At 75.0% G+C, this 12092-nt stretch carries 9 protein-coding genes; 7 read left to right on the forward strand and 2 right to left on the reverse strand.

Translation table 11 applies throughout. The features are described 5' to 3' along the window. Nucleotides 1-7: 7 nt before the first annotated feature. Nucleotides 8-931: a hypothetical protein gene (locus ACFVVL_RS29400; RefSeq protein WP_380293473.1), complete on the reverse strand. Its 924-nt coding sequence runs from the start codon at nt 929-931 to the stop codon at nt 8-10. Nucleotides 932-1241: 310 nt separating this feature from the next. On the opposite strand from ACFVVL_RS29400, the gene ACFVVL_RS29405 reads away from it, so the two are divergent. From ACFVVL_RS29405 to ftsY, 6 genes are all read left to right on the forward strand, one after another. After that, a complete protein-coding gene (locus ACFVVL_RS29405) occupies nt 1242-2603 on the forward strand; it encodes a hypothetical protein (protein WP_387680528.1) in 1362 nt (453 codons plus the stop codon). A gap of 143 nt (nt 2604-2746) precedes the next feature. After that, nucleotides 2747-3253, forward strand: coding sequence for a winged helix-turn-helix transcriptional regulator (locus tag ACFVVL_RS29410; protein WP_380293469.1), 507 nt, complete (start codon nt 2747-2749; stop codon nt 3251-3253). 35 nt (nt 3254-3288) lie between these two features. Further along, the gene (locus ACFVVL_RS29415) at nt 3289-3588 is read left to right on the forward strand and encodes an acylphosphatase (protein ID WP_380293467.1); all 300 of its coding nucleotides are present in this window, start codon (nt 3289-3291) and stop codon (nt 3586-3588) included. A gap of 413 nt (nt 3589-4001) precedes the next feature. Further along, nucleotides 4002-4205 carry a hypothetical protein gene (locus ACFVVL_RS29420; RefSeq protein WP_270143783.1) on the forward strand — a complete coding sequence of 68 codons (204 nt, stop codon included), beginning with the start codon at nt 4002-4004 and terminating at the stop codon, nt 4203-4205. Nucleotides 4206-4383: 178 nt separating this feature from the next. After that, on the forward strand, nt 4384-7947 hold the full coding sequence (smc, locus tag ACFVVL_RS29425; RefSeq protein WP_387680533.1) for a chromosome segregation protein SMC: 3564 nt from the start codon (nt 4384-4386) through the stop codon (nt 7945-7947). 55 nt (nt 7948-8002) lie between these two features. Continuing rightward, entirely contained in the window at nt 8003-9232 is a 1230-nt protein-coding gene (ftsY, locus tag ACFVVL_RS29430; RefSeq protein ID WP_387680536.1) for a signal recognition particle-docking protein FtsY, read from the forward strand. A gap of 101 nt (nt 9233-9333) precedes the next feature. Here ftsY and ACFVVL_RS29435 read toward each other — a convergent pair whose 3' ends face one another. Beyond that, complete coding sequence (locus tag ACFVVL_RS29435; protein WP_387680539.1) at nt 9334-10005, reverse strand: bifunctional DNA primase/polymerase; 672 nt, start codon at nt 10003-10005, stop codon at nt 9334-9336. Between the two features lie 577 nt (nt 10006-10582). Between ACFVVL_RS29435 and ACFVVL_RS29440 the strand changes: the two genes are divergently transcribed. After that, nucleotides 10583-12037: a hypothetical protein gene (locus ACFVVL_RS29440; protein ID WP_380289938.1), complete on the forward strand. Its 1455-nt coding sequence runs from the start codon at nt 10583-10585 to the stop codon at nt 12035-12037. Nucleotides 12038-12092: the final 55 nt, after the last annotated feature.

A 12092-nucleotide genomic window follows, 5' to 3' on the forward strand; every position in this document is an offset into this window, starting at 1 on the left:
CCGCCCCTCAGCCCTTGGCGAGTTCCGGTTCGGCCGGGGCGGCCTCCGGCAGCCCGCCGTGGGTGTCCTGGCCGAAGTAGGCGACGCCGACCGCCGCGACCACCGCGATCAGGAAGCCGGCCACGCCGAGCCAGCCCAGGCCGGCCTTGGAGGAGTCGCCGAGCCACAGCACGCCGACCGCGCCGGGCAGCACCGTCTCGCCGACCACCAGGGCGGCGGTGGCGCCGTTGACCGAGCCGATCTGCAGGGCCACGGTGTGCACGTACATGCCGCCGATGCCGCCGACCAGGATCGCGTACAGGGCCGGGTCGGAGAGCAGCCGGGCGAGGTCGAACGGCTCGATGCCGTTGAGGATGCGCACGCCGACGCCGAGCGCGCCGAAGCCGAGACCGGAGAGCAGACCGGCCACGATCGCGCCGTTGGCGCCCATCCGGCGCACCAGCAGGCCGCCGCCGACCAGCAGCACGGTGGTGATCGCCAGCAGCCACCAGTGGAAGGCCATCGCGGCGTGGTGGCCGCCCTCCGGCCCGGCGGAGACCGCGAGCAGCACCAGCGCGGAGCAGAGCACGCCGATCGAGGCCCACTCCAGCTGCTTGAGCCGGATGCCGAGCAGCTTGATCGAGAGCACCGCGGTGATCACCAGGTTGGCGCTGATGATCGTCTGGGAGAGGAACAGCGGCAGCAGCCGGGCGGCCAGCGCGCCGAGCCCGAAGCCGATGAAGTCCAGCACGGTGCCGAGGATGAACTCCCAGGTCACGGCGGCCTTGGCGGTGGAGGCGAGGCTGGGCCCGCCGTGCGCGGTGGTGCCGGCGGAGCCACCGCCCTTGGCGGCCTCCTCACGGGCGGAGCGCCGGGAACCGACGGCCTGCAGCACCGAACCGGTGCCGTAGCAGGCGGAGGCCGCCACAGCGGTGACGAGGCCGATCAACACGCGGAGCTCCGATCAGGGGGGTGGGGCCGGACGGTCGGGAGACGGTCATGGCCGGCGGTACCGGCACCAGTGTGCCCGGTCACGGGGTACGGTCGGCACGCCCGCCCAGGTGGCCGGAGCGCCCCGGTGTCCGCCGGGAGGTACGTGCGGGCCGCCGGGCGGGTTCCCGCCCCGGGGACGTCTCGGGGGCGGCGGGGCGGAAGATCATCCCGCAGAAGGGGGCCCACCCCGGCGGACGGTGGGGGTGCCCGCCCGGGCCGTGCCCGACCGGTATGCCCTGTCCGGGGGCCGCTCGGGGTAGCGTCGAGGCATGAGAACCCTTGCACGACGACGTTCCCGGGGCGCCGGGCCGCTGGCCCTGGTGGCGGCGCTGCTCGGGCTGCTGCTCCTGCTGGCGCCGACGGCCTCGGCGGCGGGCGGTCTCGACGACGCGGCCGCCGCGCTGAAGCAGGGCCGGGTGTACGTCGACCCGGCGATGGCGGACCGGTTCGGCCCGAGCCAGGCCGACGCCCTGACCGAGAAGATCCGCAAGGCCGGCAAGCCGATCTTCGTGGCGGTCGTCCCGGCCGCCGCCCCGTACGGCGCCAGGACCGTCTTCGAGGACCTGCGCACCAAGGTCGGCGTCACCGGCACCTACGCGATCTGGCGCGGCGACCAGTTCCAGGCCCGCTCGGACAAGGCCGCGCTGCCCAGCGCGAGCGCCGAGCGGATCGCCGGCGCGTCCTTCCGTTCCCACCCCGGCGACATCGACGCCACCCTGAACGACTTCGTCGACACCGCCGCCCCGCAGATCAAGGGGCACGCGGTGAACAGCGATGAGGGCGGCGTCTCGACCGCCGCGGTGGTCGTCCCGCTGGCCCTGCTGGCGCTCGCCGGCACCGGCGTCTTCCTGCTGTTCCGCCGGGCCAGGAACAAGAAGGAGGAGCAGCGCCGGGCCGAGCTGGCGCAGCTGCGCCAGGTCGTCGACGAGGACATCACCGCCTACGGCGAGGAACTGGACCGGCTGGACTTCGTCCCGTCCGCGCCGGACGCCGACGACGTGCAGCGCGCCGACTACACCCACGCCCTGGACTCGTACGAGAAGGCCAAGCGGCTGATGGACGCGGCCGCGGGGCCGGAGGACGTCAAGCCGGTCACCGAGGCGCTGGAGGACGGCCGGTTCGCGCTGGCCACCCTGGCGGCCCGGCGGGAGAAGCGCGCGCTGCCGGACCGCCGGCCGCCGTGCTTCTTCGACCCGCGGCACGGTCCGTCGGTGCTGGACGCCGAGTGGTCCCCGGCGGGCGGCGCCGCCCGCGCCGTCCCGGTCTGCCGGGCCGACGCGGACCGGCTGGCGGCCGGCCAGGACCCGGACATCCGGACCGTCCCGACCGCGCACGGCCCGCAGCCGTACTGGAACGCGGGCCCGGCGTACGGCCCCTGGGCGGGCGGCTACTTCGGCGGCTTCGGCGGCGGCGGTCTGCTGCCCGGTCTGCTGGTCGGCACCATGCTCGGCTCGATGATGGCCACCCCGGCGTACGCGGCCGGCCCGCTCGACGCGGGCGCCGGCTACGACGGCGGCGACTTCTCCGGCGCCGACTTCAACTCCTCCGACTTCGGCGGCGGCTTCGACGGCGGGGACTTCGGCGGTGGCGGGGACTTCGGTGGCGGAGGCGACTTCGGCGGAGGGTTCTGACCCCTCCCCGGGCCGGGGCGACGACCGGCCCGAGGCCCCCGCCGGGCGACCGGCGGGGGCCACGCCGTGTCCGGGCCCGTTGCGCACGCGGCGTCCGGGCGCAAGGGTTCGAGAACCCAACCCTGTGTGGCAGGCTGTCGTCCGTGACCTCCGACCCGCGTCCCGCCCCGCCCACCGCGCCCGTCCTGCCCGGGCGGCCGTGCTCGATCGCCGCCGCGCTGCACGTGGTGGGGGAGAAGTGGGCGCTGCTCGCGGTGCGGGAGCTGTTCTACGGCAACCACCGCTTCGACCGGATCGCCCGCAACACCGGGGCGCCCCGGGACCGGCTCACCGCCCGGCTGCGGGCGCTGGAGGAGTCGGGCGTGGTCGAGCGGCGGGCCTACAGCGAGCGGCCGCCGCGGTACGAGTACCACCTGACCGAGGCCGGCCGCGACCTCGCGCCGCTCGTCCAGGCCCTGCTGGCCTGGGGCGACCGCTGGGTGCTGCCCGAGGCGCCGGTGGTCTTCGAGCACGCGCCCGAGGGGCACCCGCCGCACCCGTACGACCCGGCCTGGGTCTGCCGGACCTGCGGCGAGGCGGGGCGCGGCACGGAGCTGCGGGCCGAGATCCGCAGCCCGGGCTGGACGGTGGAGGGCCCCGCCGGCCCGTGACGCGCGCCGCCGCCGGGGCGGATAGGGTCGTGGGCATGCACGGTCGCGACGCCCACAGTGACGAACCGGTCCGGGTCACCGCCTGGGTGCGCGGCAAGGTCCAGCAGGTCGGCTTCCGCTGGTGGACCAGGGCGCGCGCGCTGGAGATCGGCCTGACCGGCTACGCGAGCAACCTCGGCGACGGCCGGGTGCAGGTGGTGGCGGAGGGCCTCGCCCCGGACTGCGAGCAGCTGCTCGCCCTGCTCAGGGGCCCGGACACACCGGGCCGGGTCACCGGGGTGACCGAGATCTGGACCGCCGTCGGGTCCGGCTACGAGAGCTTCGCGATCCGCTGACCGCCCCCGTTCGGCGGGCCGTGGGAGGGCCGCCGGAAAACGATCGGCAACCGGCGGTGTCGTACGGTTGCCATCCGGGCAGACTCGTGGTTGACTCCGCATCGAACGATGATCCACGAGCAGGTGGTGGACCCCCCTTCGCGGCCGCCCGGCGTGACGACACCGCCAGGCAGGTGACAGGGGCGCGGTAGCGTGCGGTGATCGTGTTGACCCGTACCGTCTTTGGTGAGACGCTGGAAGCCCGCGCACACGACCGCGTCATTCCGGTAGGCGCACGCCCCCGTGAGCCCAGCTCATGGTGGTTGTGCCGTAGTGCCCAGCCAGCACTGCCGGTGCGCGCCGCGCGTGCGTCCCCCTTCCCCCTAGACCTGTACCGTTCCGGTTCGGTCACTCAGCGTGGAGGACCATTCATCATGGCAAAGGCGCTTCTCGGGTACGTCGGCGGCCCCGACCCGCGAATGCTCTCCGAGATGCGACGGCTGCAGCAGCGCGTCCAGGACCTCGAAGCCGAGCTCCTCAGGATGCAGGCTGAGAACGACGCACTCACCGCTGTCGCTGGCGAGCACTCGCTGCTCAACAGCATCGATCTGGATCAGCGGGAGCCGGCTCTCACCTGAGTCCCGCCCGATCCCCTCGATCGACGCCGCTGTGCACTGAGCCGCCCCGAAAGGGACGCAGCTTGCAAGGGACGCCCCGTGTGGCGTCCCTTCGTCGTGTCCGGGGGCGGGTGGCCGGGCCGCCGGGGGATACAGTCGCCGCTGGAGCCCCTGGTGAGCGAGGTGAGGAGACCGGCGCGTGCATCTGAAGAGTCTGACGCTGCGCGGGTTCAAGTCCTTCGCCTCCGCCACCACCCTGCGCTTCGAACCCGGGATCACCTGCGTCGTCGGACCCAACGGATCCGGCAAGTCCAACGTGGTCGACGCGCTCTCCTGGGTGATGGGGGAGCAGGGCGCCAAGTCGCTGCGCGGCGGCAAGATGGAGGACGTCATCTTCGCCGGGACCAGCGGGCGCGCCCCGCTCGGCCGCGCCGAGGTCAGCCTCACCATCGACAACACCGACGGCGCCCTGCCGATCGAGTACTCCGAGGTGACCATCACCCGGACGATGTTCCGCAACGGCGGCAGCGAGTACGCGCTCAACGGCGACACCTGCCGCCTGCTCGACATCCAGGAACTGCTCTCCGACTCCGGCATCGGCCGCGAGATGCACGTCATCGTCGGCCAGGGGCAGCTCGACTCCGTCCTGCACGCCGACCCGATGGGCCGCCGGGCCTTCATCGAGGAGGCGGCCGGCGTCCTCAAGCACCGCAAGCGCAAGGAGAAGGCGCTGCGCAAGCTGGACGCGATGCAGGTCAACCTCAACCGCGTCCAGGACCTGGTGGCCGAGCTGCGCCGCCAGCTCGGCCCGCTCGGCCGGCAGGCCCGGATCGCCCGGCGCGCCGCCGGCATCCAGGCCGACCTGCGCGACGCCCGGCTGCGGCTGCTCGCCGACGACCTGCTCGCTCTGCGCACCGCCGTCGAGGCGGAGATCGCCGACGAACTGGCGCTGCGGCTGCGCCGCTCCACCGTCGAGCAGGAGCTCGGGCGGGCGATCGGGCGCGAGGCCGTCCTGGAGGCGCAGGTCCAGCAGCTCGGCCCCGGCCTGGAAGCGGCCCGGCAGACCTGGTACCGGCTCTCCGCGCTGGCCGAGCGCACCCGCGGCACCGTCGGGCTGGCCGAGGCCGCCGCCCGGCACGCCGCCGCCGGCGGGCAGGCCGAGGAGCGGCGCGGCCGGGACCCGGAGGACCTGGAGCGCGAGGCCGGGCGGGTCCGCGAGGAGGAGGCCGCGCTCTCCGCCGCCCTGGAGCAGGCCGAGGAGGCGCTCGACGAGGCCGTCGAGGCCAAGGGCGGACTGGAACGCGCCCTCGCCGCCGAGGAGCGCCGGCTCAAGGACGCCGCCCGGGCCATCGCCGACCGCCGCGAGGGGCTGGCCCGGCTCCAGGGGCAGGCCGCCGCCGCCCGCTCCGAGGCCGCCGCCGCCGAGGCCGAGATCGGCCGGCTCGCCGAGGCCCGCGACGAGGCGCTGCAACGCGCCGGGGCCGCCCGGCAGGAGTACGAGGAGCTGCGGGCCCTGGTCGAGGCCGGCACCGGGGACGGCGAGCGGGCCGACACCGCGCACGAGAGCGCCCGGGAACGCCTCGCCGCCGTCGAGCAGCGGCTCACCGCCGCGCGCGAGGCCGCCGGCGCCGCCGAGCGCGAGCGGGCCGCGCTGACCGCCCGGCACGAGGCGCTGGCGCTCGGGCTGCGCCGCAAGGACGGCAGCGGCGCGCTGCTCGCCGCCGGGGAGCGGCTGACCGGGCTGCTCGGCCCGGCCGCCGCGCTGCTGCGCATCGCCCCCGGCCACGAGAGCGCCGTCGCCGCCGCCCTCGGCGCCGCCGCCGACGCGGTGGCCGTCGACTCGCCCCGGGCCGCCGCCGAGGCGCTGCGGCTGCTGCGCAAGGAGGACGCCGGCCGGGCCGCCCTGCTGATCGCCGGCGCCCCCGAACCGGCCGGTGCGGCGGGGGAGTTGCCGCCCGGCGCCCGCTGGGCCGCCGAACTCGTCGACGGGCCGGACACCCTGCGGGCCGCCGTCGCCCGGCTGCTGCACGGCGTCGTGGTGGTGGACACCCTCGACCGGGCCCTCGCCCTGGTCGCCGCGCACCCCGCGCTGAGCGCCGTCACCGCCGACGGCGACCGGCTCGGCGCCGGGTTCGCGCACGGCGGCTCCGGCGCCGCCCCCAGCCTGCTGGAGACACAGGCCGCGGTGGACGAGACCGCCCGGGCGATCACCGAACTCGACGTCCGCTGCGCCGAGTCGGCCCGGCACCTGGCCGAACTCACCGAAGAGCGCCGGGAGTCGGCCGCCGAACTGGAGCAACTCGCCGTCCGGCGGAGGCAGCTGGAACGCGAGCGGGCCGAGGTGGCGGGCACCCTGGGCCGGCTCGGCGGACAGTCCCGGGCCGCCGCCGGCGAGGCCGAACGGCTGACCGCCGCCGCCCGCCGCGCCGAGGACGGGCTGGCCCGACTGCTCGACACCGCCGAGGAACTGGCCGAGCGGCTGGCCGTCGCCGAGGAGAGCGCCGCCGACGGGCCGGACGAGCCGGACGTCGCCGAACAGCAGCGGCTGGCCGCGGCCGCCACCGCCGCCCGGCAGACCGAACTGGAGGCACGCCTGGCGGTGCGCACCCACGAGGAGCGGGTCCGCGCCCTGGCCGGCCGGGCCGAGCAGCTGGACCGGGCCGCCCGCGCCGAGCGCGAGGCCCGCGCCCGGGCCGCCGAGCGCCGCCGGCGCGCGGAGCACGACGCCGCCGTCGCGGGCGCCGTCGCCGCCGGCGCCCGGCAGCTGCTCGCCTGCCTGGAGGTGTCGCTGGCCCGCGCGGACGCCGGACGGGCCGCCGTCGAACAGGCCCGGGCGGCGCGCGAGGCGGAGCTGAAGGAGCACCGCGAGCACGGGCGCGGCCTCAAGGACGAGCTCGACAAGCTGGTCGACGCGGGCCACCGCGACGAGGTGCTGCGGGCCGAGAAACGGCTGCGGATCGAACAGCTGGAGGGCCGGGCACTGGAGGAGTTCGGCATCGAGGGCTCCGAGCTGCTGGCCTCCTACGGGCCGGACCGGCCCGTCCCGCCCTCCACGCCGGAGGAGGGCCGGGAGCCGGGCGAGCCGCGCCCGTACGTCCGCGCCGAGCAGGAGAAGCGGCTGCGCGCGGCCGAGCGGGCGTACCAGCAGCTGGGCAAGGTCAACCCGCTGGCGCTGGAGGAGTTCGCGGCCCTGGAGGAGCGCCACACCTTCCTCGGCGAGCAGCTGGACGACCTCAAGCGCAGCCGGCGCGACCTGCTCGACATCGTCAAGGACGTCGACCAGCGGGTCGAGCAGCTGTTCACCGCCGCTTACCACGACACCGCCGCGCAGTTCGAGGGCGTGTTCGCCCGGCTGTTCCCGGGCGGCGAGGGCCGGCTGGTGCTCACCGACCCGGAGTCCATGCTGACCACCGGCGTCGAGGTGGAGGCCCGCCCGCCCGGCAAGAAGGTCAAGCGGCTGTCGCTGCTCTCCGGCGGGGAGCGCTCGCTGACCGCGGTGGCACTGCTGGTCTCGATCTTCAAGGCCAGGCCCAGCCCGTTCTACGTCATGGACGAGGTCGAGGCGGCGCTGGACGAGACCAACCTGCGCCGGCTGATCGCGATCATGGAGGAGCTGCGGGAGAGCTCCCAGCTGATCGTGATCACCCACCAGAAGCTGACCATGGAGTCCGCCGACGCCCTGTACGGGGTGACCATGAAGGGCGACGGCATCTCGCAGGTGATCAGCCAGCGGCTGCGGGAGGAACACCGGGAACGCCGGTGATCCACTCCACCGGCTGCGGTCCACGGGGACCGCTGTCGCGGATACTGGGGGGGTTATGGAATACGTGATTCTTGCCGTAGTCATCGCGGTGGTCGCCGTAGGCGCGATCGCCGGACTCGTCGTTTCCGGCAGACGACGCCAGCAGCTGCCCCCGAAGTCGCAGGCGCCGGTCATCACGGCGCCCCCGACCCCGCGCGAGCCCGCCGTCGGCGAGGAGGCCGCGCCGCCGACCGAGGAACCGCGCCGCACCGTCGAGGAGGTCCGGCTCCCCGAGGCCGAGGCCGAGGCGGCCCCCGAGGCGGAGGCCGAGGCCGAGGCCGCCCCCGAGGCGGTCGGGGAAGCCCCGGCCATCGAGGTCCCCGAGCCCACCGCCGGCCGCCTGGTCCGGCTGCGCTCGCGGCTCTCCCGCTCGCAGAACTCGCTCGGGAAGGGCCTGCTCTCGCTGCTCTCCCGCGAGCACCTCGACGAGGACACCTGGGAGGAGATCGAGGAGACCCTGCTGACCGCCGACGTCGGCGTGGCCCCCACCCAGGAGCTGGTCGAGCGGCTGCGCACCCGGGTCAAGGTGCTCGGCACCCGCACCCCGGACGAGCTGCGCGGCCTGCTGCGCGAGGAGCTCGTCGAGCTGATCGGCAAGGACTCCGACCGCACCGTGCGCTCCACCAAGCACGAGGAGGGCCCCGCGGTCGTCCTGGTCGTCGGCGTCAACGGCGTCGGCAAGACCACCACCACCGGCAAGCTGGCCCGGGTCCTGGTCGCCGACGGCCGCACGGTGGTGCTCGGCGCGGCCGACACCTTCCGCGCCGCCGCCGCCGACCAGCTGCAGACCTGGGGCGAGCGGGTCGGCGCGCGCACCGTGCGCGGGCCGGAGGGCGGCGACCCGGCGTCGATCGCCTTCGACGCGGTCAAGGAGGGCATCGCCGAGGGCGCGGACACCGTGCTGGTGGACACCGCCGGGCGCCTGCACACCAAGACCGGCCTGATGGACGAGCTGGGCAAGGTCAAGCGGGTCGTGGAGAAGCACGGCCCGGTCGACGAGGTGCTGCTGGTGCTGGACGCCACGACCGGCCAGAACGGGCTGATCCAGGCCCGGGTCTTCGCCGAGGTGGTCGACATCACCGGCATCGTGCTGACCAAGCTGGACGGCACCGCGAAGGGCGGCATCGTGGTGGCGGTCCAGCGCGAGCTGGGCGTGCCGGTCAAGCTGATCGGTCTCGGCGAGGGCGCCGACGACCTGGCGCCGTTCGAGCCGGGCGCGTTCGTGGACGCGCTGATCGGGGACTGAGCACCGTCCGGTCCCACCGGTGAAGGGTCCGCTCCCCCGGGGGCGGGCCCTTCGGCGTTCGGCGGGGACCACCCCGCCGCAGGCGCGTGGGCGCGCCGCCCTCAGGCGATCCAGGCGGGTTCGCGGGTGCGCTCGCGGCCGCGGTGGCAGGCGTAGGCGAGGGTGCCGAGCAGCAGCCGGGCCTCCGGCGGGCAGCCGGCGTTGTCACGGGTCGGGCGGCGCAGCCAGCGGACCGGGCCGAGGCCGGGGAGCACGGTGGGCGGCGCGGCGACGAAGCTGCCCTCGCCGTGGCAGGTGAGGTCGAGCGCGGCGTCGTCCCAGCCCATCCGGTAGAGCAGGTCGGGCAGCCGGCGGGCGGTGCCGGGCGCGACCAGGAACTGCAGCCGCCCGGTGGGCGCGGCGAGCACCGGGCCCACCTGGGTGCCCATCCGCTCCAGCCGGACCAGCGCCTGCAGGCCGGCCTGCTCGGGCACGTCGAGGACGTCGAAGGCGCGGCCGGTGGGGAACAGCACCGAGACGTCGGTGCCGGGGCGGGCGGCCGGCCCGGTACCGGGGACGGGGTGCAGCCCGGGTGCGGCGCAGCGCGGCGCACCGCAGTGGCAGCGGCGCGGGGCGGCGGTGGTGCGGGCCGGCTCGCCGACGACGACGGACCAGCCCCACCGGCCGGTGTACTCCGCGGCCGCCTGGCTCGCGGTGGCGCGGGTGCGGTGGCGCGCGCCCAGCGGTGCCAGCCGCAGGTGCCCCAGTCGAAGTACGCCGAACAGGTTGTCCATGCCTCCCCCAACAGGATCTCGTTGCCGATGGTTACGGGACGGTGACTGTGTGTTGTTTTTCCTGTGCGTGGTGCGTGGTGCGGTGGCGGCGCACAGCGCGCGGTGTGCGCCAGTTGCCCTGATGCGCCTCGTGCGCCGCCTTGTGGTCGGCGGTGCCGATGCCGGATCGTCGGTGCGCGGGAGGGCCGTCGGTCGGAGCGGGTGCGAAGTCCGCCCGTGGCGGCGGCGGTTCGCCTGAAGAGCCGGGTGCTGTCGGGGACTTGGCGGCCCGCATATGCCGGACCGCCGGGACTTCCTAGTGAACCGCCTGCCGGCGCGCTTCGGTTCACTCCTGGGGGTGGCGAAAGGTGGCGTTTCGCCAGGGCCGCTCCCCGGGGCGGTGCGCGGGGCGTTACGTTCAGCACACGGACCTCGTCGGGGAGTCCGCTCCGGGCCATGGCGGGCCGGGAGTTGGGGAACTGACGGTTCGTCTGCGGCTGTGGCGCCGCAGTCCGGTACGACACGTCTGGCAAGAGCCCGCAACCGTCGGGCGATCACGATCGGGGCCCCGGGGCCCGGGCGGGATGGGGACGGACCCATGGCAGAGAAGCAACCCAACGAGAAGCTGACCACGTGGTTCGCCCGCAGCGGCTGGTCCAAGGGGGAGTTGGCCCGTCAGGTCAACCGCCGGGCCCGGCAGATCGGGGCCCACCACGTCTCCACGGACACCTCGCGGGTGCGACGATGGCTCGACGGCGAGCAGCCGCGCGAGCCGATTCCGAAGATCATGTCCGAGCTGTTCTCCGAGCGCTTCGGGTCGGTGGTCTCCATCGAGGACCTCGGGCTGCGCGCCGCCGTGCCGGTCTCCACCGTCGGCGGCGGCGTCGACCTGCCCTGGAGCGCGCCGCAGACCGTCCAGCTGATCAGTGACTACTCGCGCAGCGACCTCATGCTCAACCGGCGCGGCTTCCTGGGCACCTCGCTCGCCCTGACCGCCGGTGCCGCGCTGATCGAGCCGATGCAGCGCTGGCTGGCGCCCGGCCCGAACGGCGCCCCGACCCCGATCCTGACCGCCGCCAACGGCGGAGAGCCGTTCACCGGCCGGCTCTCCGAGCCCGAGCTGGAACTGCTGGAGCAGACCACCGTCATGTTCCGGCAGTGGGACGCCCAGAACGGCGGCGGGCTGCGCCGCAAGGCCGTCGTGGGCCAGCTCCACGAGGTCACCGACCTGCTCCAGGAGACCTACCCCGAGCAGACCACCAAGCGGCTGTTCCGGCTCACCGCCGAGCTGGCCCACCTGGCCGGCTGGATGTCCTACGACGTCGGCATGCATCCCAGCGCGCAGAAGTACTACGTGCTGGCGCTGCACGCCGCCAAGGAGGCCGGGGACCGTCCGTTCGGCGCGCTGATCCTGACCGACATGAGCCGGCAGATGATCCACCTCAACCGGGGCGAGGACGCGCTGGAGCTGATCCACCTCGCCCAGTACGGCAGCCGCGACACCGCCACCCCGCGCCAGCAGTCCCTGCTGTACGCGATGGAGGCGCGCGCGTACGCCACGATCGGCGAGGTGAACCGGTGCGCCCGGGCGATCCGGCTGGCCGAGGACACCTTCACCGACATCCGCGAGGGCGACGGCGACCCGGACTGGCTGAAGTTCTTCTCCCCGGCCGAGCTGAACGCGGAGAATGCGCACTCCTTCCGCGACCTCGCCTACCACTCGGACAACGCCGAGCTGTACGCCTCGATGTCGGCGCCGGTGATGGAGCGCGCGGTCGACCTGTTCCGGCAGGACGGCGACCACGTCCGCTCCTACGCCTTCAACCTGGTCGGCATGGCCAGCGTGCACCTGCTGCAGCGGGAGCCGGAGGAGGCGGCGGTCTTCGCCGAGCAGGCCGTGGACATCGCCACCAAGGTCCGCTCCGAGCGGCTCAACTCGCGGGTCCGCAAGACCACCGAGGCCGCCGTCTCCCGGTTCAAGGGCGTCGACGCGGTCAGCCGGCTCAAGGAGCGGGTGGTCCAGGACATCCCCGAATACGTCTCGGTGGTCTGAGCCGCCACCGTGACCCCCTCACCGGCCGTGCCGTCCGCCGACGGCACGGCCGGTG

Source organism: Kitasatospora sp. NPDC058115 (genome assembly GCF_042884635.1).
Classification (GTDB): Bacteria; Actinomycetota; Actinomycetes; order Streptomycetales; family Streptomycetaceae; genus Kitasatospora.